Origin of the sequence: Paenibacillus allorhizosphaerae, assembly GCF_042659105.1 — a bacterium.
Taxonomy (GTDB): Bacteria; Bacillota; Bacilli; order Paenibacillales; family NBRC-103111; genus Paenibacillus_G; species Paenibacillus_G allorhizosphaerae.
In genome coordinates this window covers 21,185-44,051 of sequence record NZ_JBHSRV010000002.1, presented here as the reverse complement: position 1 = coordinate 44,051, position 22,867 = coordinate 21,185, and the positions used below count along the sequence as shown (strand labels likewise).

Genomic DNA, 22,867 nt, shown 5'->3' with positions numbered 1-22,867 from the left:
AGCCTGCATAATTCGTATTATAGCATATTACATCTGCCGAACTGATGAAAATTTTGTGCGAACGGTAACAAGCTACGGACGGAAAATCAGGGTGACGACATCGATTTCATCCGGTGTCAATAGAACCGGAAATCCATAATGAAACCATGGGGCAGACTTGAATGAATCTTACTAGGAATGGCCCGCAATGGGCTTACCCCTCGCCTTGTTGCTCTACGCCATTGGATCGAAATCCTGCGAACAAGCGAGTATTCGTGAGATATTCAAATCGTACCGAGGGAGTTGAAGAAACTTGATTAGGTTGGATATTAGCCTTTCTAATAAAAAAATAAAGGAAAAGTAAATGTAACGAAAGCTGCCCAAAGTCCGTAGACCGGCAAATACTTAGTAACGGCATCTTGGATAGCCAACGGTCCGGTTTTGTTTTGTAGAAAACGCATATAGGAGATCATAATCCAAATTAGATTGGCCCAGATAAGTATGTTTATGCCTAAAGCAGCAAGTCTGTTAGGCGTAATCCCATAAGAAGAAAGCCTGAACACGATGGCTGATAAAGCCACGCTGTCAATGATAAGAGCAAGAATAATAAGGGCAAAATTTATATAATCAGAAATGTTCTTTTTCTCGTCTGTGCCGCTTTCGGTAATGGAGAATATGGTGACGGCCAATACACTAAGGAGTATTCCGTTGAAGGATATGAGGAAATTGCGGTCCAAGAATGGATTTTTCCCCACCCAAATAACCGTTATAAGATAGACCAGCAATGTGACCAGTACAAGAGGACTAAAAATTTTGGCTATATATGGTGCAATATTTTTAGAAAGCTTAAGGTTCCTTGATACTAGGTATGTAGCCACAATAGCGAGAGCGGCAGCACCAAATAGAACGACATTTTTAAAATAAAATTCAGATATATCCATTCCGACGAATCTAAATAACTGCATGGTTAATGCTGTTAGCAGCATTCCGCTGATTGCCATGCTGGCGTAGAGTATGCAAAATTCCCCATTAAATTTAAGATAAGCCAATCTTGTGCTGCCTATTCGATATTCATTTCCTGTAAATGCAAGCCCTAATAATACCCATAAGAAAATGGGAAGGTGTAGATAAGCCAAAATAATACTGTCTTTCTGCTCTAGTGGCAGCATATTAAGATAGAATCCGGAGATTAGGAATAACGATATAAGGGTGTAAAGAACATTTTTTTTAGGGGTATGCTTCAATACAAAATAGGCAGCAATAAAGGGAAGTATACCAAAAACAAGGTTAATAGGGGCTATTGCTTGCTGTTCGACAAAATGCAAAATGATCCTGGTGCTAATCCCGGCCAGAACTGCTAAAATGCCCATGGACAAGAAATTTTTCTGAAGCAAGGAAGCTTTTTCTGTATTTGTCGTCTCCTTGAAATGCAGTCTTTCATACCAAACGGCAAGAACCTGCGAATCAGGATTTTGTTCCCAGGCGGATGAGAATGACTTTTTAAAAGCTTCGGGTTCTTTTCTAAACATTCTCTCCAGCTCATGGGGGTTAGCAATATTTTCAATAATCAGATTGTTAATGTCCATGTTATACCTCCCCTAATTATCGTCATATGAAGTCCTACTTTCCTCCACAATGTTTCTTAGCCAACTTTCTTATCCTTGACTGTCTTCGTCACTTTTGTATTCTAAAATATCTCCGGGCTGACAATCTAAAGCCTTACAAATCGCCTCTAGAGTTGATAATCGAATCGCTTTTGCCTTTCCATTTTTCAATATAGAAAGGTTTGCCATTGTTATTCCAACCCTCTCCGAAAGTTCGGTTACGCTCATTTTTCGTTTAGCCAACATCACATCAATATTGATTATAATCGCCATGTTATTCACCTCAGACCGTCAAATCATTTTCTGATTTTATATCGATCGCCTCTTTTAAAAGCTTTTGGAGAACAGCAGCAAAAACGGCAATCACCATGGAGGCAAAAATCATGACCAATCCGATTACGATGATACCTGGGGCATCGTCTTTCTCCCCCATGAGATAAAAGAGTGGCATGCCTAATACATACAAGGTACTGATTGTAATTGCACAGTATTTTATATTTTTTAAAGCCCTTACAGATAATTCCGAGAATGCTTTGTTCTTATCGATATAGCTTAAAAGTTTAAAAGCTTGATACAGAGCAAAGTAAAAAGGTATCGCCGTTGCATACAATTCGATAAAAACGAGATATTTCATATAAGTAATATCTGGATACAATTCTGCTGCATAATTCGCTATCTCAGGCACCAAAAAAATGCACAAAGCAAGAACTGGGATTCCAATAAGAATAACGGCTACCTTTAAAAAAAGTGTTGTACCTCGTTTCATAAACAGCCCCTCACTTATTATTAAATTTAGTTTGACTTTAGCACACAATTTATCGTTTTGCAATAAATAATTACCGATTATAATTATATTTTTATCATTAAATTCAATATCACCTTGATTTTAGACAAAGATAAAAAAGCATCCTCATTACAAAGAAATGCTCTTCGCACTTGAAATACCACGCTATCTTTGAGTCTCCTGGTCCGAGCGAGCAGTTCTCTGGCGTTTGCTTCCGTGCTTTAACGCCATATCGAGTTATTGGGTCGTTAGTTCCCCAGATCCTGAAAAAAACACTTCATTTTCATGAAAATATATAAAAAATCATTTTGCACTTGAAGCTTACGTAACGGAATGTTTTATGATGTGGAAACCGGTAAAAACCTCGCGCGACAAAAAGGGGATGATCAATCTATACCGAATCCGATATTGCACGCCTGCAGCAAATTCTGTCATTGAGAAAAGAACCGTTGGACGTTCAAGAATTCACTAAAATATTGAGCGCCATGAGGACGAGCCATCATAAATATTTTGCCGAGCGGGAAGCGAGCTGGGAATCCGATCTCGACCGACTTAGCGATTATCTTGGCGAGTATGCAGATGATGTATCCCAAGGGAGGACAAATAAACCATGAATGAACGATCTGTAAAGTATGTAGAAATAAAGCGATCGGACAACGGAACTCAACTCATCTATACTGAACAAGGAGCTTTCTTCGATGGTCACGATCTACCAGAACATCGCGAGCACGGCACAAAATTTATGTTAGATAAGCTGGGTTTGGAGATGCAGAACGAATGAAGAACGCCTTGCATGGAAATGAAATGAAGGCTGGAATAATGGAATGGACAGGGCTTGCAGTACTAGCCCTGCCCGCCCTCCTTGTCTCGATCGATCTCTCCGTAATGATTCTCGCGCTGCCGCACATTGGTGTCGATCTCGGCGCCGATAGCGCTCAGCAGTTGTGGATCATCGACATCTACGGATTCATGCTCGCCGGGTTCTTGATCACCATGGGGACACTAGGAGATCGGATCGGTCGCCGTAAACTGCTGTTGATCGGCGGGAGCGCATTCATGATAGCCTCGATATTGGCTGCATTCTCCCAAAGCGCTGAGATGCTCATTGCGGCCCGCGCAATACTCGGTATAGCCGGAGCGACAGTATCGCCTTCTACTCTAGCCTTGATCAGCAACATGTTCCGTGACCATAAGCAGCGCTCCTTTGCCATCGGCATATGGTTAACGTGCTCTATGGGCGGCATGGCGCTCGGGCCCGTGGTTGGAGGTATCATGCTAGATTACTTCTGGTGGGGCTCGGTGTTCCTTCTAGGCGTGCCAGTCATGTTGCTTCTACTAATAACCGGACCCATGTTGCTGCCCGAATACCGGCACCCCGAATCCGGCCGGCTGGATTTGATCAGTGTTGCGTTATCGCTGGTCGCCATTCTACCGATCATATACGGCCTCAAGGAAATCGCCAAGTACGGCCTTCAGATGGTGCCAGCGCTATTGATGCTAGCGGGTGTCGTCCTAGGCACGGTGTTTGTGTCGCGGCAGCGCAGGCTGACGAACCCCCTACTCGATTTACGCCTACTCGCGAGTCCCGGATTCAGCGCTGCACTGGGAGGCATGTTCGGTATTACACTGACAGGAGGGACCTTACTCTTTATCGCGCAGTACCTCCAATTTGTGCAAGGAATGTCGCCGCTTCAGGCAGGGTTGTATACGCTCCCCGGGGTAATTGCCTCAATGGTCGGTATGTTCTTCTCACCGCTAATCGCACGACGGATACGACCGGCGCGTCTTATCGGAACGGGACTACTGATATCGACCATGGGCTGTTTTCTCCTAACTCAGGTCGGAGTAGAGTCAGGTCTCACGTTTCTGGTGCTCGGGTACATCTGCTTCAATATAGGTGCAGCCCCGCTCCCGAGCCTGTCCAGCGACCTTGTCATCGGCTCAGCCCCGCCGGAGAAGGCGGGATCGGCGGCCTCCATGCTGCAAACCAGCGGCGAGTTCGCCTTCGCGCTGGGCATCGCAGTCTTTGGCAGCATCGGCACGGTCGTTTACCGCAGCCAGATGGCAAACTCTATTCCTGCCGACTTGCCGGCGTCCGCGGTACAAGCTTCCCGAGACAGCTTGGCCGGGGCCACGGCTATAGCGGAAGGCCTCTCCGAACAAGTCGGCAAGACGCTGCTCACTGGTGCACGTGAAGCCTTTACCAGCGGGATGCACGCCGTTGCAGCAGCCAGCGGCGCTATCATGCTCGCTATCATCGTCCTTATCGTTACGCAGCTTCGGCACGTACGACCAATCGGAAAGACTCAGTCTAACCAAGCCGACAGTATAACAGAAGTTGCACCCGGCGCTACCAAAGAATCAAATTAGTTGCACTACATAGTCATGCTTACAAAACCAGATCATTGTGTGAGTATGTCAAAAGGAGCTGCCGCGGCAGCTCCTTCATCGTTTGAAAAGAATCCTTTATTGATATCGTATCCGTTACTTTAATGAAAACAGGGAGCAGCTGCCGTTGCAATCCGCTCAAATGAAACTTCGATAGCGTAACTTGAAGTAATCTATTTTGATTCAGCAACTGGCAGGATATTTACACGGTGTTTTAAATAAAACATGATGGCGGCACTGTCGATGTTAATAAACTGCATCAGATCGATCTGCGCGTATCTTCTCCATCAATCCATTCCTTCACTTCGCGTCGTAGCGTGTCTAATAACGACTCGAATTTCTCCACTTGGCCCCCCGGCAACTCCAACTGTTTCGGTTCGTTAGGCTTGTTACGAGTCTGGATAATAATTTCGGTTTTCCGTTCACGTTCAACGATGGCACGTGCATTGCTTCAACGCGAACAAGGAGCATCACCGTGGTGTTCTGCTCCCTTTCTGATTGAACTATTGTTACTGTTAACATTCCTGTAGGTGTTAGTATATTCAATTTGCAGAAAAACGGACGCCTCGCTAGGATGAGTATGTACTGGGTTGCAGCCCTCAGAACTCACCTTAGGAGGCGTTATTATGAAGTCTAGACTAATTAAAGCTCAAAATCAACGTGTAGAACGTATTTCCACTTCCACTCTTGTCATTGGCATCGACATTGCCAAGGAGAACTATGCCGCTCAAGCCATTAATTTTCGAGGTTTACGCTTCAACACTAGCCGGGCCTGCCCAAAATTTTTCGCTCATTTCTTTTGTCGGATTTAACATTTTGGCACTATGCTTTGTGTTAAGTATGAAGGGAGGGAAAACATGAAGGTTCCTTTACAGAGAACAAACGAAGAGATTGCAGATATTTACAGAAGGCAGGTAGACACGGTCTATCGGGTTTGCTACATGTTTCTAAAAAACGTACCGGATACGGAGGATGCCGTTCAGTCGGTATTTCTGAAGCTGATCCGATCGGGGCCAAGATTTAAAGATGGAGAGCATGAAAAAGCATGGCTGATCGTTACAGCGCAAAATCACTGCAAAAATGCGCTGAAATATTGGTGGAAACGAAAACGGGCTGCCTTTAGCCGAATATTTGAAGGTTTCTACGTACAGAAACCTCCATCAGGAGAAATATTGGAACTGTTGCTCGCGCTGCCTGATAAATACAAAATTGTTCTGTATCTGTTCTACTATGAAGGCTATTCCAGCAAAGAAATTTCCAGCCTCATTGGTATAAAGGATAGTACGGTGCGCGCGCGGTTGAGAATTGGACGAAACCATTTGCAAATCAACCTTACAGGAGGTCATACCTATGAAGACAGCGCAGTTGAAAAGCTCGATTGATGATCTAACGCCCAGCGAAACGCAGAAAGCTAGAATGTTAAATGATCTATTGCGTCGTAAACGAGAAGAAGAGTCCTCCGTAGGTGTTCGGTTCGGGATGGGGAACAGACGAAATATCAAAATAAGCGTAACTGCGGCGGTACTTGTTATATGTTTTTTGGTAGGCGGCAGTGTTCTCAGAGAAGGCCCACCACCACTCTCGTTCACGATGGTAGCCTACGCCGCGGATATGGATGGCAGTAGAACACTTATTTTAGAAGGGACGCAGGTCGAACTTCCGTTCGGAAGACTAATACGGGATCAAGCAATTCCACAGGCCGATGGCACGACCAGATATAACACTTATTTGAATGGCTCCAATTATTTTTCTGTATCAGGCGACAATATTAAATCCGTGACATATATAAGCGAGCTTGGGGAATTGACCTATACAGACATCATAATGAGAGATGCGGATCCTGAGTATATCCGGGCGCGCAATGAAGCCAAGTTAATGCCGGGTGTCGGATCAATAATGGTGCAAAGCGGCCCCCTTTCTTATGAGCAAAAAGGCAATAAGGTAACCGCCGTCTATTATAAAGAATGGGGCGATCAGTCGTTGGCAGTCCGCTGGCAGCCCTGGTATGTTTCTATGAAGATGGCTGCTAATGCAGACATCAATCCTGCCGATTTCCCCCATGAGAAGATCACTGTTACCGTTAGCTTCGACAACGAAAAAATAGTGACCAGAACGCTTTATTTATCATTTACGACCGACGGGACACTGATCGCGGAACTTGCAAAGACATGACTAATGCTATCTGCTTTTTCTTAAGGTATTTAAATGTGAAAAATATCTCACTGAATGTTAACATGCCTGGTGCAGTTGCCGGGATGGAAATCATTTTTCAATTTACATTTGAGTTCTCCATAAACGATTGTGCTGTTAAGAGGCCGTGCTCTGTATTTTAAAGCAACCAACATAAGCATGATGAATCCAAGCGTATAGGCGCCTGACAAATCTTTAATGATGCCGAGTACAATTGGCGGGAAAAATCCGCCTACACCGCCTGCTGCGCCAACAATACCCGTTACTGCGCCGTGTTGCCTGATGATACTTCGGGAACCATTTTGAATACAGCCCCGTTTCCGATTCCCAGTAAGGCTGCAGCAGCCAGACAGCTCGCACTGAATAAAGTGAACTGGTGCAAAGACGCCGCCATTGCGAGCGAAGTGATGATCAGACCGGTAAATACAATCCCAAGCATACTACGCGAACCGACGCGATCGGCCAAATAACCGCCCAGCGGACGAATAAGCGTCGCAATCACACCGAATCCGGCTGTTTTCAGGCCTGCGTCGGTCGCGGACAGCTGGAATAACTCCTTAAGAAACGTCGGCAAGTACGCTCCGAAAGCCACGAATCCGCCAAATGTCAAAAAGTAAAAAATGGATAAATACCAGGTGGATTGATCTTTAAGAACGGCCATAGATTGTGTAAATGTCTTGACCGCAGCCGGCGAGGGCAAATCTTTCGCTCCGATCCAAAAGATGGCCGATACGATGACGATCATGATCGACAAGCTCCAGAATACCCAGGTCAGACCGAAACGGTTAAACATCAAAGGCAATGTAAAGCTGGCAGCAGCTCCCCCGAGATTGCGCTAGCATTAACGGAAACGCAAGAAACAGCATGGTTGCAGTAAATACTCGTTTGCCGCCGTAACGATCGGTATAAATGCCCATAGGAATTCGCAATATGGATCCGAGCAAAACAGGAGTTGCGATCAGCAAGCTTTTTTGAATGGTGCTTAATTGAAACTAATGGCTCCCACGACTTCATCGCGTCCGAGCGTTGTGCAGCCGCAGATTCCTTCCTTGACAGAAACAAGGCTTCGGTCAATAAATCCTTTCGAGCTTGGAGCAAAGAGCCAAGGAACTTGGCATCAGCCACCTCATTTTAGACACGCTTACGAATCAAACGGGCGCTCAAAAACTGTTTGCGAATAACGGTTATCAGCATAAAGGAGCGGCAATAATTGACGGTTTCAATGTCTTTATATATGAAAAAGCACTCGCTTAATTTTAGGAAAAGTTAAATAATATTCCATCTATATACGGATCCGGGGTGGACACCGATGTTCACGTCGGCCGTCGGATACGACCTGAAAAATTCCTTAAATCAATTAAACTTCCCGTTACTCAAACAGGCTGCCGAATATTCGGCAGCCTGAAGATATACTCTCATTTTTCGATTGCTGGACGAAAGCCTAAATTACAGCAAAGCAAAATATTCATTGTTATTTTCTTTAACGGATATCCTTACTGATTGATGTATTTTTCGAATACAGAACCAAAGTCTTTGATTTTATGCTCGGCGTGTTTCGATTTCAACCAGTTATACGCTGCTTCGTTGATAGCACTGAATTGCTCTGTGGCTGATGCACTCTGAGTGGAAATACGGCCGATGCTCTCCTTTGCTATTTGTACGCTTGACATGGCATACACATATAGCTGGTCGTTAGTCGCAACAATTTCTGAAATTTTGATTAATGCTTTATACAGATCCTTAATCTGTTCAATTTGCCTCTTATCGACGTCTATGGAGAAGCTTACGTCGCCAATATGGAATTTAATCTCAATGTCCAAATCAACCGTCCCTGCAGTCTCTAAATATACTTTCGAAATTTCATTGGCAGTGTAGCTGTAGCGCTTCAGGATACGCTTGCTGCTGATGGCACTCTCACCGTCAAGATGGATCAATGCGAGATTGGTAAAGCAGTACTCGTCTTTCTTCGATTTAATGATGAAGTAAATTTGCTCCCCATCCTCATGCATGACATAATCGTCAGCATCGACTTTGTCGAAGTCCTTTCGCTCGATGACTTTACCGATATCGCTTAATCCCAACGCATCTGCCGCCAGTTTTTTAAACACAGTCCTCATCCTCTCAAGTGAAAATTATTGCTAAATGGTTCCATCCCAACTTCTATTGTAACGGAGCATCAACAGTGCAGGCAATATCGCGAACTTTTCCCAGCCCTTAATATAATTAAAGCTGCCATGTTTTCACCCGGATCACTGTAAGGACTCAGCGCAAAGCTTCGGCCCTTTTTCAGTACTTTCCATCCATGCCCCTGACGGGGCACCGCCTAGGCGATAATTCGAAAAAAGCGGGCGTCCATTTTTGTATGTCCGGTCAAATAAAATACCCCGAATATTTCGGGGTACAATAATCGCTGCCAACGATAAGATCACTTCATTTTTTCGCCGGCAATTGCCTTGTCGGCTTCCTCCTGAGCGATACGAACCGCCGTGTTCCGATCCAGCTTCTCTTTAATCATTTTGTTAAAAGCGTTCTGGTTTGCCGTCTTTACGATATCATCGTACTTCGTCGGTTTGGCCATCGAACCGTAATTGTTTTTATAGACCGCCTGAATGTTTTTACCCTGAAGCGATTTTAGATTTTTACCGAACAGTTCTTTCAGCTGAGGGTCTTTTAGCGCCGGCAAAAAACCGTTTCGGGCTATGATTTCCTGCGCTTCCCGATTCGTAGTGAGGAACGAGACGATCTCGAAAGCATCCTCTTTGTTTTTGGACATGGAGGATACCGCGAGTATATGGGCTTGCGTTACTTGTTCCTTCGTGGAAGCGTCTTTGCGAATCGGATAAGTCACCATGTCCCAGTCAGGCATTTTCCCCTGCTGTAACAGATCTTCAAACTCGGCCAATCGCCCGCCGGACGAGCCATACATCGCAATCGTCTGATCTTTCTCGAAACCGTCTACGCCTTTCTTTGATTTCTTGTTGTCCGGAATGTTCTCAATCGATTGAAACAGGTCGAAAAGATATTTCCACTCGTCGGACGATACGGTTGATTTATCGGTTTTCGGATCTACGAATGGAACCAGCATATTTTGTGCGACAAGCCGCAGACCGTTAGGATCGACAGTCAAATAGCTAGGGTCCTTGGCAGCAATTTTCCGTCCGGTATCGATGACCTCTTCCCACGTAATGCCGTCTTTCGGATAAGGAAGCGCAACCCGGTCAAAAATCGCTTTGTTATAGTACAGAACATTCCAATTGAGCCGCAGCGGAAGCGCAAACAGCTGGCCGCGATCGGAATAAAGCTTGATGGAATCGATCGGATTTTTCTCGAATTGATTCAGGTCAAAATTTGATTTACGTACCAATTCATTCAGATCGGCCAGTACTTCCAGCAAAACAAACTGCGTCATATCCAGCGAAGTCGTATAGATGAGGTCTGGAACGTTATTCGTGCTGATCAAATCTTGAATCGTCGTCCCTTTTCCGCTCCGTACCATTTCCAGTATGACGTTCGGATATTTCTTTTTGACGGGTAGGGCAAAAAGTTCCTGAAACTCCTGATCTGTAATGCCTGCATTGGATTGAAACACTTTCATTGTAACCGGCTTGCCGTCCGCTATTTGTTTTTTGCCGGACAGCGCTGTCGTCTCACCCGCCGCTTTCGGCATACTGCCCGGTTCGTTCGTTTGACCGGAGCTGCACCCCGCGAGGAAAGCAAGCATGATGGAAAACAAGTAAATCGACCTTGATCTTGCATGACTGCGAATCATCCAAAGCGCCCCCCTCATCAAATCAATCATGGAGTGGTAGAAACAACGATCAGCGCGTTGCCGATCGGCCGCTCTTCTCCGTCAGAAGGCCGGTTCATGACCGTCAGCCCAGTTTCTCCCGGTTTGCGGACAACAAAGGTAGAAGATCCGCCTCCGTCGATATTAATCGCCTGCTCCATGCCTAACGACTGCATATACACGGCTCCCTCCAGATAAGACAAGCCGTCCGAATAACCTTCCTGCCGCCCGTCAAACTCAAAGACGTACAAGTCCGATCCCTTTGAGGCAAGTATTGTTCTCGGGTGATGATCCAATATCCGCGCGTTCAGGATATCTGTTACTTCTTTCGTCAGCTTCCCGTTCTCCAGCAAAACCATCGCGTTCGGATGATTCGCCCCTCCCATCATATACCGGGCATTATTCAGTTCGCTGCCGAAATCGATTTGGAATGATACGGTTTTCCCTACACCGGCATGTTGTTTGACCCAGTCCGACTTGCTTCCGCTTGCCGTCAGGACGAATTTTCCTTTAGGAATATTATTATTCACTGTAGTATAAACCGCTTCGACAACACCTTGAACCATTTGGCCCGGCCGCAGCTTCACATTCGGTTCGGACGGACGAATTACGACCTCCACCCCCTTCGTCCCCGCAGACATCGTCTTGCTTCCGAACCGCTCGGTCATGAGAAAGGCGTGATTCGTAAGGCTGGTCGTTCTGATTTTATTGACGCCGCTGAGCTCGAGTGACGCTCCGTCTTCCGCTTGGAGCGATGAACGAACGGCTATGCCGCCGCCGAGTCGGAAAGAACCGTTCTCCATGATCGCAAGATTTGTGCTTGTATTCCCGACCGGCGACGTCATCACCTCGCCGTCGGTTACTTGTACTCCCAAAGGGACCCCCGTCGGTACGTCAAAAAAGTCCGCATTGAAGCCGGCGATCACCCTGTGGCCTTCACGATCGTTTTGCAGCGCCATATTCGTAACCGTATCTTTCGCTGCAACAATCCCGCCCGGTGAAACAACTTCCAGTTTAATCTGAGGTTGATTTGTATCAATTTTCATGCTGTTAATGACATTCGTAATGCTGCTGCCTTCTTGGATGTGCCCTTTTTTCTGGCCGTTATCCGGCTGCGATTTGTCGCGAAAACGGAACATCGTATCGAATTCTACCGTTTTTCTTTCGTAATTTGCTCCTAACGTGACAAGAAACTGATCCGAAAGCGAGTTTTCTTGGTTCGTTTTACTATAAGCCCGGTCATACGTCAACGAAACGGTCAAAAAGATCCCCGATAGGAATACAACAGCAGCTGGCATTATGAAACGCTTATGTAATCGAAGCGTGGACAGCATGGACATCCTCACCTTTCTCTTTAAAAAATATGGAAGGAAAACCGGGATAAGCTGCGTTTTACCTGGTCATCCCCCCTTTTGCTTGATTGATCTTCTATGTCGGTACCGGAATGTTTATAATATGTAGTAAATCATTATTATGGAAACAGGACTAGTCGCATTTTAGTTTTAATCGTACGCGATTTTGCGAATTTCGAAGTATGGGAGGAGGATGAATATGAACTTTCCGATTCTTCATGAAAAGCTGAGATACGAGAACCCGCTAGTTCCGATGCGCATATTCCTCCATCAAAAACCTGACGGTTATTTGAACTTTTGGCACTGCCATAAACAAATCGAGATGCTGTACATATTGGAAGGCGGGCTTGATGTTTACATCGATAAGGAAATGTACCCGCTAATGCAGGGAGATCTTGTTATTATCGGTTCCAACGAGCTGCACCAAGACTATTCCCGCCTTGTGAAATATTTCGTCTTTCAGTTCGACTTCCAGCAGTACATTGATCCGGCAAATGCACAGTACATCAAATTTTTTCTGAGAATGAACTTGCCGCTTAGTAAGTTGAATTACATTTTCGCCGAAAATGCCGCGGCCAAACAAGCGGTCATCCAGTCCATCGAACATATATACAAAGAAGCATCTGACAAACAATCCGGCTACGAATTGGCTATCAGCATGCATATACGCCAAATCTTTCTTACGCTTCTGCGCAGCGATACACGCAATATACTTCAGATTCACGATCAAAAGGAATTCAATCGCCTCAAACCGGTACTTGATTTTATCGAGCAAAATTTGAACCGCAAACTTGAAATCAAGGATGCCTGCGCGATCGCTAACATCAGCTATCATCATTTTATAAAATGCTTCAAAAAAGTGACGGGCATGTCATTTGTCGATTACGTGAATGACCGGCGGATCAAGATGGCGGAGCGGATCTTATTGACGGAGGATATCAGCAACGAGCAGGTGGCGGAATTGATCGGGATGGAGAATATGGGGCATTTTTATAAAATTTTCCGGCGATTCAACCAGTGCTCCCCGAACGAATTCCGGAAAAAAATGATGGAATGGGGCAGACCTTAGAACGGAACTTGTACAGCAGGCTGGCACCCATTCAATAGAGCAGCAAAAAGCGGGGGGCAGGTGTTTCTAGACAATATTAAGACATACTGGCCAGATGCTCCTCAAGACGATCCATGGTCTGTTCGGCACCTGGGACGGCATATGTTTTCACCTTATCGAATACAGCGGCATCTTCTTCAAAAACTGTGCTATAAGTGAGCTTGCTCTTACCATCCAGATCCTCAAAGATTGCTGTCGCAAGAAAATGGGGAAACACAGCATGTTTGATGACGATTCGCTCGGGTTTAACGACCTCGACAAAAACGTTGGTGTTTGGAAAATCAACGCCATCAGGACCGTGCATGATAAACTGCCATGTTCCGCCCGGTTTCATATCAAACTTCTGAAAAGTCGTCGTAAAACCTCGAGGTCCCCACCACTTCGACAGGTGCTCCTCTTTCGTCCAAGCATCAAACACAAGATCGCGTGGAGCATCAAATACGCGGGTGATCACAATCTCGCGTTCACCTACTTGCGTTGCGCTTTTGTTTGTTGCGTCGTTTTGGTTCATGTCCATCCCTCCAAAATAAATTTGATTTTGACTTGTTGGAACCTATATCATTAAGTAGCTTCCCCTACATTCATTTCCATATTTATATAAGGGGTAAGTTTTACAGTCATCATTGATCAACTCCTCTTTTCAATCTTAGCAAATAAATAATGCATTGATTTCTTTCAGATTGCTCTCTTGAATAACCCCAATCATTACATCGAAAACGCCAGATTTCCTTAATAATTGATTCAAAAAACTCCCTCTATGGAGAATCGCTTTGGAAATGTACTGCTGGTGCGAGGTCTACGCCACGCTTGGAAAGTCGTATTAAAATCACGGCAAGCCGGCTGCGAATCGCTGCCGGCTTGATTGTGCGCTATGTAGATTTTATAAAAGTAGTGTTTTTAGAACTGGCTCCATTGCGTCCGCCATCCGAAGAAAACCAAGATCCGTTGGATGCGAGCCGTCTACTGTGCATTCGAAGAAATCTTCATTACCGAGCGATCCGGAGCCGTCGAAGAAATAAATATTCAAGTCACCTTGCTCCCGCAACTTGTTAACGAGAGACTGTTCGAAACGCTTGCGTTCCATTCTGGCCTCGTGCAAGTGTGGGGTCAGCTCCTCACGCGCGTAACGAATTCGTGAGACAACCAAGATTGGTGTTACCGGATGAGCTTCTCTATAAATTCTAATAAATTCCGGAAGTGTCTTACGGAAAAGTTCGGTGCTCACGCAATTGCCTTCATAATCAATGACCATACACGCAGGGTCATGAATCTGCGAAATGATTTCGGCAACCTCCGGCTCTCCCTTGCCGCTTCCAGAGAAACCAAGATTAATAAATTCCAGCGGAATTCTTCGGCTCAAGATGTTCGTATAAGCCATGCCAGGCCGCGAAGCGCAGCCGCCTTGCGTAATCGAGGTTCCGTAGATGACTACTTTTTTCCCGGAAGCGTAGCTGGGGGGAGCCGTTACGGCCGCGCCCTCATCCAAACCGATCCATATCTCCTCCACCCCTTGATAGAGCGGCAAGTTTAAGACGATATTACGCATCGAAGCATTCCAATTGGTAAATAACGCACATTCGTACTCGGTGAGAGTGAGATCATATTTCGTTGTGTTGCCGTATCGCAAGGGAAGGAGGGTGTCGGGAGAACCCACGTAGCAATCGACGCCGCATTGTCCGGTTGCCGGCATATGGACCATATTGGCTTTGCCTTTCAGCTTCACCCTTACCGATAGAGAAGTGGAGTCCGACTGAAACCGGATTTGTCCTCCTGCTGTATGATTGGCTAAGCGATCGACGGCTTCCGGCACGGCTCCGAGCGGCAAAGTCGGCAATCTGCGATAGATTCTTTCTTGCTCAAACCAAGCCAACCCGGAAATCTGAAAAGGCTGATCCATAGGGGAATACCAACGAATCGAGCCATCGAACTTTTCATTGGGACGCATTCCGGGATCGTACAGCTCTATCGGGTCCTTCTCTCTTTTTTCCACATTACCAATCCTTCCATAAACATTTTGCATCAACCGCAATCTATGAATTTTTATTTATTCCGAGCCTGCTCGGATTGAATGTATTTCTCCGATTTCTCCTGCGCCGTACGAAGAACGGTGTTGACGTCTCTTTTGTTCAAGATCATATCGAGCAGCGACTCTCTCAAAAACTTATAGTTCTCTTCGTCGTACTCCGGAGACGGAATCGGAGCCTGCGCCGGCTTCACCTTGAATACGCCCGGAAGGTTTTTGCCCTTATAAATATCGGTGCTGGAGGCAAACTGCTTCTTCATTTCTTCATTATTCAGGATGGTCAGGTTGTTGCCTCTGTTCATCTCCGCTTGCGACTCGTCGCTGATCATCGTCAGAATGATCCGATACGCCGCTTCCTTATTTTTGGCGGTAGGCGGCACCATAAAGGACTGGAACGTGAGCTCTCTGCCGAGCCCCGGCTTATCGCTAAATACAGGGTGACCGGCAACGTCCCAGTTAAAGCCCTTGCCTGGCTCGTTCAGCTGCGGCAGACGGCTTGTCAGAGCTGCGAGCCACGTTTGCATCATCGCAAGCTTCTGATCCTTCAGGAAATAGTCGATGCCGTACTGCCATTTATTTCCTGGTCCAATATATCCCGGAATGTTGTACATCTTTTCCAATAGATTGAATACTTTGCGGTAGCCGTCCGAATCAAAAGCAGGCTTGCCATTCTTGTCGATCGTGCCGAGTGAATAGCCGCGGGCAAACGTCCGCTCGGAGCCCGGATCAAGTCCGATGTACTGGTTGCCGTTATCCATGCGGGTGACTTTGGCAGCCAAGTCGATCGTCTCTTCCCACGTCATGCCGTCTTTCGGGTAAGGCACGCCGAATCGGTCGAAGATGTCTTTGTTGTATGCTAGTACACCGTAGTTCAGCGTATAAGGAATGCCGAAGAGCTCGCCTTTTTTGCCGTACATCTTAATGGCGTTAATGGCCTGCGGCTCGAAGCGGTTCAGATCAACGTCGTATTTTTTCACGAAATCGTTCATGTCGCTGCCCACTTCAAGCGGAAGCAGCCCGCCCATATAAAAATGTGACGTCGCGATCAAATCCGGCACTTCGCCGGCGGAAATCATTTTGTCCAGCGTGGTGCCTTTAATGAGCTCGATCGTAATGTTCGGATGCTTTTTCTTGATGGTACCAAACAGTGCATCCACATCAGCCGGCGTGTTGATGGCTGCATAGTGAGAGTAAAGCTTGACCGTCACCGGCTCCGTAATGACAAGTTCTTCCGCCTTGCCCGGTTTGGTCCCGGCATCGGTCGCCTTCGGCTGATCCGTCTTGCCGCAGCCTGCTACCGTGATCGCAACAGCGAGCGTGGCGGTCAGCGTGATCGTGAAACGTTTCTTGTTCATCATGATAATTTCACCCTTTACGATTAATAATGATTGCATCATGAAAATACCGCGGTACATTGCTATGCTCTATGATGTTTCTTTTCTCACCGTAAAAGCTCTAGACTGCTGCCGGAACGGCCGGATTTCCTTTCCGGTCGGCGGCTTCTACGACGAACTTTGTACCCCTTCCTCCTCATCATGTTCAAACCGATAAGCGATCCCCCCGCCATTCTGTTCGTTTCGGTCATCGCATCCGCTTCCTGCATCAACTCAAATTAATAAATCAATTTGATTAATTATTATTTTACGACAAAGTTCAACCCACTTCAATTCATTTGAAATAAATTTCACTAATTTTCCGTTGCACAACAACACAATGTGAACTGTAACTTGTTTTGTCGGTTTTCAAGCGATATATCGAACCGTTTTGTAAATAAGAAATGCCGCCTTCTGGAATTAATTTTGTCGTTTCTTATGATATCTGTTCTATAAAATTACGGTAATTGTAAATTTACAAAAAAATGGCTGCCTGATGGCAGCCAAGAAATTAAGCATATCCCTGTTATCAGCTATTCCGCAGAATTTTAACTTGATTGTTGAGAATTAATTATGATTTTTCCATCACAAAATTCTTCAATTCGTCTTGGTGATTCGAAGTTCATAAATTTATCCCAGTGAGCACAGCTGAGATCAAGCATTATCGCGACTTCGATCAGGCACAACTCTATAGAAAGTCCCCATTTTTCTAACTGTCTGTTCGACAATTGTAGGCATGTGCTCCACTTTGGTTACATCGGTTACCCCTCCCTGCTGTTTCTTTAGGGTCAGGATCAAAATTTTTCCCCGTATAGTATTCTTATCGTTTCTCAAGCGCGTAGACACAAAATTGCCTAGAGACGATGCGGCGACTCGTCGCCTCAGTTGACCTTGGATGTCCCGCTCCTGACTTACGCTAACCGGGTGGAGCACGTGAGGATGTGCGCCCAAGACGACGTTAACTCCTTGTTTGAATAAAAAATGTATCAACTGTTTTTGTTTATGGGTTGGCGACGAGCGATACTCTTTCCCGAAATGCAAGTACGCGATTATAAAATCCGTCTTGTCTTTCAATCTACGAATATCCGATGCCATCTTATTTGGATTGATGCAATTGACCATCCACCGGTGCGGTACAGAAATGGAGTTCGTTCCCGACGTATAGCTTAAAACCCCAATTTTAACACCCTTCACATGTAAAATTAAATACCTCTTCGATTCCTCGAATGTACGGTACGTTCCGGTATGCCTCAATCCGTGTTTATCGAGGACGGCTAATGTTCGCTTTAATCCGGCAGCTCCGCCGTCCATACAATGATTGTTTGCTGTGGTCAATACATCAAACCCAGTGCTTTTAAGAGCAGCAGCAAGCTCGTCGGGACAATTGAATACCGGACGGCCGGTGTGCGGATTGCGACGCTCATTCGGGCAATTGCCTGTAGGACACTTTCGGACTACCCCAAGCTTCCTTGTGCCGGAGAACGTCGTCTCCAAATTACCTATCGTTACATCATGTTTGTTTAAAAAAGGCTTTACCTTGCTGAAAATTCGTTCAAACTTGTATTCGCTCTGCTGTTTGGCCGAGGATATGATTTCACTCTTCATCAACAGATCTCCGACGATAGCAATCGTTATTTTCATGGCTCCACCCCTATCTTTCCTACGCTCAACATATTCAAGCCAAGGCGGATTGTTCGCTCATTGGACGATGGCCTACAATCCGTCTGCATGACGGTGAATATAGTATAGGAACACCCGAGCGAGGAGACTGATTTTTATGAATAAACCGGGAAAAGGGATCAAATGGGAACATTATCTGGAGCTAAAAAAGGACAATAAGCTGATGGGCCACCTTCCCGATACGAAGAAATTGAACAAACGAAACCTGCTTAGCATGCTCTCCAAGTATAAGGCGGTTTACTTAAAGCCGAATGTGGGAGCTTTCGGTATCGGAATAATGCGGGTTCATTCTATCGCCGATGGAAAAGAGCCCGCCTTTGTCGTGCATAAAGGGAGCAGCCAAAAAAAGCTTTTTTCAAACGATCTGCTTTACGCTTATGTAATGAAAAACCGAGCTCGTCCGGATTATCTCGTACAACAGGCGATACCTCTGCTCCAATGGAAAAAACGTCCTTTTGACGTGCGATTAATGATGACCAAGCAACGGAACAACATTTGGTTGAACGAAGGATTTGTCGGTCGCGCCGCAAACCCGAAAAAAATTGTAACGAACATCCGCAGCGGAGGAACTGCAGTATCGATCGACGATTTGCTCGCCCAATACACCGACCGAGCGACGAAAGCCACAATCATTAAAAAGCTTAACGAGCTCGGGAGGCGCGTATGCGTTCGATTGGAACCTAAATATACCGGCATTCGACTATTTGGGATCGATGTCGGATTGGACCATAAACTAAAACCGTGGTTGATCGAAGCGAACACGCGACCGGAAAAAATATGCTGGAAATGTTTGCGTAAACTGTATAATAAATGTTCCCCTCTCCGAAAATGATTTGGTGATTTGATCTCCCGGGTCCCGCTTGCGTCAATCAATGTGCAAGCAATATTTTTTTCCGACCTTGCCCATTAGTAATCATTGAACGATTTTTTTATTGCAGATTAGCCGCCGCACTTCAAGCCTGCCCGTGAGCACAGTAAGGCTGCCGGTGGCAGCCTTACTATTGTGGGTTTTTATCGCGTCTCATCCGTAAAATTTGTTTCACTCATTCCCAGACTGAAGAGCATAATGAAGCTGGCTGAGAATATCCGGTCTTATCTAGATAAGAGTATCGAGTCCCAGATGTGCGGGATATCCTGCTTATACAAATTGATTCAATTGTTAAAAGCCCCGATCTAGCTCGGACAGTATCAAATCATGGGAACAGCGGTAACACCTAAGAGCAGGAATCCAATACCCTATACAACCGCCGTTTTCCATCTGCCGCTCTTATAACGGTAAAAAATAATGGCTGTTCGCACGATTTGGTCGATCGCAATCGATAAATAAGCGCCGATAATCCCCCAATTGAAAACGATTACAAAAAGCAAGCCTAATAAGCTTCTGAAAACACAGACGCCGACAAAAGTCGAAATCAGCGGAATTTTGGTGTCGCCCGCCCCGCGCAGCGCTCCGGCCAATATAAATTGCGTCGCCTGGAAAGTCTGAATAAATCCGATAATTCTTAATGCGCTGCTCCCTGCGTTGATGACGGTCTGATCGTTTGTATACAACATCATAATGTACGGAGCCAGTATTATGAAGCAGACGCCTGTTATCCCTCCGAACATTCGGCCGAATCGCTGGGTCTCCCAACCGAATTTTTCAGCCAAATCAGGCTTGCCAGCACCCAGGCCTTGCCCGACAAGCGTACTGGCGGCAAGCGCGAAAGCCATACCCGGCATAAAGGAAAACCCCATAATATTGAAGCAGATAGTATGTGCAGCAAAAACTGCTGTTCCCAAACCGCTTACTACGATCGTAAATACAAGCTGGCCCAATCGCATGGCAAACTGCTCACCCATGGACGGCAAACCGATCTTTACAAGCCGGCGGATCGTCGGATAATCGAAGGTCCATACTTGGCTCCAAGACAGCTTGATGTACGAGCCTTTTCCGAACAGCACTTTCAACACCCATAGTGCCGCAAACGCTTTAGCCAGAGCTGTAGCAATAGCGGCTCCCGCAACGCCAAGGCCGGGGATGGAGCCAATTCCGTAAATGAGAGGATAGCCGAGCACCACAACAATGATATTCGAAAGTACATTTATTTTCATTGGCGTACGCGTATCTCCGGCTCCACGTAGCACAGCAGAAAGGCTCATCGACAAAATCGTAAAACCGAGCGAAAGAAACATGATCTGCGCGTAGCCGACTCCTTCTTGCAGCACTTCCGGCGTAGCACCCATGAATATCATGATGTTTTCCGCGTACAAATAACTAAGAATAATGACTCCAACGGAAAGTAACAGACTGAGGATAAAAGTTTGCTGGGCCGCCAGATTCGCTTCCTCTACATTTCCCGCTCCCATCGCTCTGGCGATGATTGCCGTTGTTCCGATATTGAGTGCCATAAAAATCGCCAATGCGAAAAAAATGGGCTGATTAGTTAAGCCTACAGCAGTTACCGCCTCCGCCCCAACGTGCCCGACCATGATCATCACAATCATCTGAAGCACATTCAGCAGAATGTTCTCGATAAGCGACGGACCGACAAGCTGGCGAATGACCTTTCGTATTTCTTTCGTTCCTCCTGATTCCAATCTCAACAATTGCTGCGGATCAAGAATTCTTTTCGGGCTTTTCTGTTTGGCTAGACGTTCGTCAACCTCTTCATCGGACTGTGGACTCATAGCTCTCTCCCTTCGTCAACATGTTTTAAATATATATTAACATTAATCGCTGTGAATGATCACCAAAAATTGGCTATCGCTCCCAGCAGCATTCTGCTGTGCATACCACTCGGAACTATGGGGTGCTAGCCACTTAAGATGTTACATTGGGGGGGTTGCATAGACTTTAACTTTTTTGTAACGGATCCTACACATCAAATCCTTCGCGATTATGCGCATATGTTTATGTCGTGACATTGCGACACAATCATATGTACTTTCAAATAAAAAATCCCCAATTAACGGGGATCTCAAAGCACCTATGTTTATGTCGTCGGACAAATGATAATTCGTTTTAGTTTAGGAGAATTTTGGTATCATCTCCCGTCCATAATATGTTGATAGAACTTGACCCGTTAAACGACAAGAACTCATCTCGTCCGCAGTTGTGGAACGAGGCCGCCGATCAGCGTGTGGACGTATCGTTTGAAGGAGCTATAACGCGCATGGGCCTGTAAATTTAACGGTCGAAAGGCGCAAAATAAAAGCTGCTCATCATTCCGTATTTCTTTCTACGGTGGAAGCAGCTTTTTTTGATGTAATACTAACTTATTTGATCAGTCCATGAGGGTCGATCACGAATTTCCTCGCCGCCCCTTTATCAAACTCTTGGTAAGCTCTTGGCGCATCGTCCAGCGATATCACGGTCGCGTTCACCGCTTTTGCGATCTGGGCTTTTCCGTTCAGAATCGACATCATCAGCTCCCGGTGGTATTGCATGACAGGCGTTTGTCCCGTTACGAACGTATGGGATTTGGCCCAACCGAGGCCAAAACGAATTTTAAGCGTACCCACTTTCGCATCGTTATCAATCGCACCGGGATCCCCCGTTACATAAAGTCCGGGAATGCCGAGTCGTCCGCCGGCCCGGGTCACTTCCATAATGGAGTTCAGTACGGTCGCAGGCGCTTCCGTATGTCCGTGCCCATGGCCGTGCGCTTCGAATCCTACGCAGTCAATGGCGCTGTCCACTTCGGGCACGCCGAGAATTTGCTCGATCTGCTCTCCGAGGTTCGCATGCTCGCTAAGGTTAACGGTCTCGCAGCCGAAGCTTCTTGCCTGTGCAAGCCGCTCGCCGTTCAAGTCCCCGACAATGACTACCGCCGCTCCAAGCAGTTGGGCGGAATGAGCGGCCGCCAAACCGACCGGGCCGGCTCCCGCTACATAAACGGTAGATCCCGGGCGGACACCTGCACTTACAGCCCCATGGTATCCTGTCGGGAAAATATCGGACAGCATCGTAAGGTCTCTTATTTTCTCCATCGCCTGCTCTTTGTCCGGGAACTTTAACAGCTGGAAATCGGCGTACGGGACCATCACATATTCCGATTGTCCGCCGACCCAGCCGCCCATGTCGACATAACCGTATGCCGATCCCGGCCGGTCCGGATTCACATTGAGGCAAACATTCGTATTCCGTTCTTTACAGCTCCGGCATCTGCCGCAAGCAATGTTGAAAGGGACAGATACGAGGTCGCCTTTCTTTATAAATTCCACATCCCTGCCCAGTTCGATAACCTCACCGGTAATTTCATGCCCTAACACTAAACCGCTCGGCGCGGTTGTCCTTCCTCTTACCATATGCTGATCGCTTCCGCAAATGTTCGTTGAAACGACTTTAAGAATGACACCGTGCTCGCATTTTCTGCCGACATTTCTCGGATTCACGCCCGGACCGTCCCTCAAAACCAAACCCGGAAAATCAATGTCGGATACTTCTACTTTGCCCGGTCCAGTGTAAACAACCGCTCTATTTCCTGCCATGAGTTCATTCTCCTATTCACTAAAAATGTGGTATTTTAGCCATGAGAGCAGATCATGCTGTATAGAGCCGTACGGATATCATCCGGAACAGTATTCAGGCATCACCTCCTTACATTCATTTCAACC

At 46.3% G+C, this 22,867-nt stretch carries 21 protein-coding genes; 7 read left to right on the top strand and 14 right to left on the bottom strand.

The window, feature by feature from the left end; translation table 11 throughout:
* Positions 1–317: 317 nt before the first annotated feature.
* The 3 genes from ACFQI7_RS08955 to ACFQI7_RS08945 all read right to left on the bottom strand — a co-directional run bounded on the left by ACFQI7_RS08955 (position 318) and on the right by ACFQI7_RS08945 (position 2,349).
* A complete protein-coding gene (locus ACFQI7_RS08955) occupies positions 318–1,565 on the bottom strand; it encodes a DUF4153 domain-containing protein (RefSeq protein WP_218099429.1) in 1,248 nt (415 codons plus the stop codon).
* Between the two features lie 69 nt (positions 1,566–1,634).
* Entirely contained in the window at positions 1,635–1,856 is a 222-nt protein-coding gene (locus ACFQI7_RS08950; protein WP_218099428.1) for a helix-turn-helix domain-containing protein, read from the bottom strand.
* Between the two features lie 10 nt (positions 1,857–1,866).
* Positions 1,867–2,349 (bottom strand): DUF2975 domain-containing protein, encoded by a 483-nt coding sequence (locus ACFQI7_RS08945; protein ID WP_218099427.1) that lies wholly within the window; start codon positions 2,347–2,349, stop codon positions 1,867–1,869.
* A gap of 628 nt (positions 2,350–2,977) precedes the next feature.
* Here ACFQI7_RS08945 and ACFQI7_RS08940 point away from each other — a divergent pair.
* Together ACFQI7_RS08940 and ACFQI7_RS08935 are read left to right on the top strand one after the other, a co-directional pair.
* Positions 2,978–3,148 carry an SRPBCC family protein gene (locus ACFQI7_RS08940; protein ID WP_218099426.1) on the top strand — a complete coding sequence of 57 codons (171 nt, stop codon included), beginning with the start codon at positions 2,978–2,980 and terminating at the stop codon, positions 3,146–3,148.
* The gene (locus ACFQI7_RS08935; protein ID WP_218099425.1) at positions 3,145–4,737 is read left to right on the top strand and encodes an MFS transporter; all 1,593 of its coding nucleotides are present in this window, start codon (positions 3,145–3,147) and stop codon (positions 4,735–4,737) included. Before ACFQI7_RS08940 ends, ACFQI7_RS08935 begins: the two co-directional genes overlap by 4 nt.
* A gap of 277 nt (positions 4,738–5,014) precedes the next feature.
* Here the strand turns inward: ACFQI7_RS08935 and ACFQI7_RS08930 are convergent, their stop codons facing one another.
* The gene (locus ACFQI7_RS08930) at positions 5,015–5,191 is read right to left on the bottom strand and encodes an NUDIX domain-containing protein (protein WP_218099643.1); all 177 of its coding nucleotides are present in this window, start codon (positions 5,189–5,191) and stop codon (positions 5,015–5,017) included.
* Positions 5,192–5,381: 190 nt separating this feature from the next.
* Between ACFQI7_RS08930 and ACFQI7_RS08925 the strand changes: the two genes are divergently transcribed.
* Genes ACFQI7_RS08925 through ACFQI7_RS08915 form a run of 3 tightly spaced genes read left to right on the top strand, consistent with a single transcriptional unit; the run spans position 5,382 to position 6,927 of the window.
* Entirely contained in the window at positions 5,382–5,567 is a 186-nt protein-coding gene (locus ACFQI7_RS08925; protein WP_452457814.1) for a hypothetical protein, read from the top strand.
* Between the two features lie 45 nt (positions 5,568–5,612).
* Positions 5,613–6,137, top strand: a complete 525-nt coding sequence (locus ACFQI7_RS08920; protein WP_218099424.1) for an RNA polymerase sigma factor — start codon at positions 5,613–5,615, stop codon at positions 6,135–6,137.
* A complete protein-coding gene (locus tag ACFQI7_RS08915; protein ID WP_218099423.1) occupies positions 6,106–6,927 on the top strand; it encodes a hypothetical protein in 822 nt (273 codons plus the stop codon). The genes ACFQI7_RS08920 and ACFQI7_RS08915 overlap by 32 nt, the downstream gene beginning before the upstream one ends.
* A 280-nt stretch (positions 6,928–7,207) precedes the next feature.
* Here ACFQI7_RS08915 and ACFQI7_RS08910 read toward each other — a convergent pair whose 3' ends face one another.
* From ACFQI7_RS08910 to ACFQI7_RS08895, 4 genes are all read right to left on the bottom strand, one after another.
* Positions 7,208–7,738, bottom strand: a complete 531-nt coding sequence (locus ACFQI7_RS08910; RefSeq protein WP_230415025.1) for an MFS transporter — start codon at positions 7,736–7,738, stop codon at positions 7,208–7,210.
* Between the two features lie 700 nt (positions 7,739–8,438).
* Entirely contained in the window at positions 8,439–9,053 is a 615-nt protein-coding gene (locus tag ACFQI7_RS08905; RefSeq protein WP_218099422.1) for a PH domain-containing protein, read from the bottom strand.
* A 317-nt stretch (positions 9,054–9,370) separates the two neighbouring features.
* On the bottom strand, positions 9,371–10,714 hold the full coding sequence (locus ACFQI7_RS08900) for an ABC transporter substrate-binding protein (RefSeq protein ID WP_218099421.1): 1,344 nt from the start codon (positions 10,712–10,714) through the stop codon (positions 9,371–9,373).
* 26 nt (positions 10,715–10,740) lie between these two features.
* Positions 10,741–11,994, bottom strand: a complete 1,254-nt coding sequence (locus ACFQI7_RS08895; RefSeq protein WP_218099420.1) for a phosphodiester glycosidase family protein — start codon at positions 11,992–11,994, stop codon at positions 10,741–10,743.
* 289 nt (positions 11,995–12,283) lie between these two features.
* Between ACFQI7_RS08895 and ACFQI7_RS08890 the strand changes: the two genes are divergently transcribed.
* Positions 12,284–13,153, top strand: coding sequence for an AraC family transcriptional regulator (locus ACFQI7_RS08890; protein ID WP_218099419.1), 870 nt, complete (start codon positions 12,284–12,286; stop codon positions 13,151–13,153).
* 76 nt (positions 13,154–13,229) lie between these two features.
* Here ACFQI7_RS08890 and ACFQI7_RS08885 read toward each other — a convergent pair whose 3' ends face one another.
* The 4 genes from ACFQI7_RS08885 to ACFQI7_RS08870 all read right to left on the bottom strand — a co-directional run bounded on the left by ACFQI7_RS08885 (position 13,230) and on the right by ACFQI7_RS08870 (position 18,229).
* Positions 13,230–13,703: an SRPBCC family protein gene (locus tag ACFQI7_RS08885; protein WP_218099418.1), complete on the bottom strand. Its 474-nt coding sequence runs from the start codon at positions 13,701–13,703 to the stop codon at positions 13,230–13,232.
* Positions 13,704–14,072: 369 nt separating this feature from the next.
* Positions 14,073–15,182 (bottom strand): SGNH/GDSL hydrolase family protein, encoded by a 1,110-nt coding sequence (locus ACFQI7_RS08880; RefSeq protein WP_230415005.1) that lies wholly within the window; start codon positions 15,180–15,182, stop codon positions 14,073–14,075.
* A gap of 50 nt (positions 15,183–15,232) precedes the next feature.
* Complete coding sequence (locus ACFQI7_RS08875) at positions 15,233–16,573, bottom strand: ABC transporter substrate-binding protein (RefSeq protein WP_218099417.1); 1,341 nt, start codon at positions 16,571–16,573, stop codon at positions 15,233–15,235.
* 669 nt (positions 16,574–17,242) lie between these two features.
* A complete protein-coding gene (locus ACFQI7_RS08870; protein ID WP_218099416.1) occupies positions 17,243–18,229 on the bottom strand; it encodes a CapA family protein in 987 nt (328 codons plus the stop codon).
* A gap of 136 nt (positions 18,230–18,365) precedes the next feature.
* Between ACFQI7_RS08870 and ACFQI7_RS08865 the strand changes: the two genes are divergently transcribed.
* Entirely contained in the window at positions 18,366–19,100 is a 735-nt protein-coding gene (locus ACFQI7_RS08865) for a YheC/YheD family protein (RefSeq protein WP_218099415.1), read from the top strand.
* A gap of 404 nt (positions 19,101–19,504) precedes the next feature.
* On the opposite strand, the gene ACFQI7_RS08860 is transcribed toward ACFQI7_RS08865, so the two are convergent.
* Positions 19,505–20,938: an MATE family efflux transporter gene (locus tag ACFQI7_RS08860; RefSeq protein WP_218099414.1), complete on the bottom strand. Its 1,434-nt coding sequence runs from the start codon at positions 20,936–20,938 to the stop codon at positions 19,505–19,507.
* A 588-nt stretch (positions 20,939–21,526) separates the two neighbouring features.
* Positions 21,527–22,741 carry a formaldehyde dehydrogenase, glutathione-independent gene (gene fdhA, locus ACFQI7_RS08855; protein ID WP_218099413.1) on the bottom strand — a complete coding sequence of 405 codons (1,215 nt, stop codon included), beginning with the start codon at positions 22,739–22,741 and terminating at the stop codon, positions 21,527–21,529.
* Positions 22,742–22,867 lie beyond the last annotated feature (126 nt).

What these genes read in the sequence shown, in the direction of transcription:
- ACFQI7_RS08955 (WP_218099429.1), bottom strand. Translation starts at nt 1,565, where the DNA reads ATGGACATTAACAATCTGATTATTGAAAATATTGCTAACCCCCATGAG.
- ACFQI7_RS08910 (WP_230415025.1), bottom strand. Translation starts at nt 7,738, where the DNA reads ATGTTTAACCGTTTCGGTCTGACCTGGGTATTCTGGAGCTTGTCGATC.
- fdhA (WP_218099413.1), bottom strand. Translation starts at nt 22,741, where the DNA reads ATGGCAGGAAATAGAGCGGTTGTTTACACTGGACCGGGCAAAGTAGAA.
- ACFQI7_RS08945 (WP_218099427.1), bottom strand. Translation starts at nt 2,349, where the DNA reads ATGAAACGAGGTACAACACTTTTTTTAAAGGTAGCCGTTATTCTTATT.
- ACFQI7_RS08885 (WP_218099418.1), bottom strand. Translation starts at nt 13,703, where the DNA reads ATGAACCAAAACGACGCAACAAACAAAAGCGCAACGCAAGTAGGTGAA.
- ACFQI7_RS08870 (WP_218099416.1), bottom strand. Translation starts at nt 18,229, where the DNA reads ATGAAAATAACGATTGCTATCGTCGGAGATCTGTTGATGAAGAGTGAA.
- ACFQI7_RS08950 (WP_218099428.1), bottom strand. Translation starts at nt 1,856, where the DNA reads ATGGCGATTATAATCAATATTGATGTGATGTTGGCTAAACGAAAAATG.
- ACFQI7_RS08900 (WP_218099421.1), bottom strand. Translation starts at nt 10,714, where the DNA reads ATGATTCGCAGTCATGCAAGATCAAGGTCGATTTACTTGTTTTCCATC.
- ACFQI7_RS08920 (WP_218099424.1), top strand. Translation starts at nt 5,613, where the DNA reads ATGAAGGTTCCTTTACAGAGAACAAACGAAGAGATTGCAGATATTTAC.
- ACFQI7_RS08925 (WP_452457814.1), top strand. Translation starts at nt 5,382, where the DNA reads ATGAAGTCTAGACTAATTAAAGCTCAAAATCAACGTGTAGAACGTATT.
- ACFQI7_RS08915 (WP_218099423.1), top strand. Translation starts at nt 6,106, where the DNA reads ATGAAGACAGCGCAGTTGAAAAGCTCGATTGATGATCTAACGCCCAGC.
- ACFQI7_RS08890 (WP_218099419.1), top strand. Translation starts at nt 12,284, where the DNA reads ATGAACTTTCCGATTCTTCATGAAAAGCTGAGATACGAGAACCCGCTA.
- ACFQI7_RS08860 (WP_218099414.1), bottom strand. Translation starts at nt 20,938, where the DNA reads ATGAGTCCACAGTCCGATGAAGAGGTTGACGAACGTCTAGCCAAACAG.
- ACFQI7_RS08935 (WP_218099425.1), top strand. Translation starts at nt 3,145, where the DNA reads ATGAAGAACGCCTTGCATGGAAATGAAATGAAGGCTGGAATAATGGAA.
- ACFQI7_RS08940 (WP_218099426.1), top strand. Translation starts at nt 2,978, where the DNA reads ATGAATGAACGATCTGTAAAGTATGTAGAAATAAAGCGATCGGACAAC.
- ACFQI7_RS08875 (WP_218099417.1), bottom strand. Translation starts at nt 16,573, where the DNA reads ATGATGAACAAGAAACGTTTCACGATCACGCTGACCGCCACGCTCGCT.
- ACFQI7_RS08865 (WP_218099415.1), top strand. Translation starts at nt 18,366, where the DNA reads ATGAATAAACCGGGAAAAGGGATCAAATGGGAACATTATCTGGAGCTA.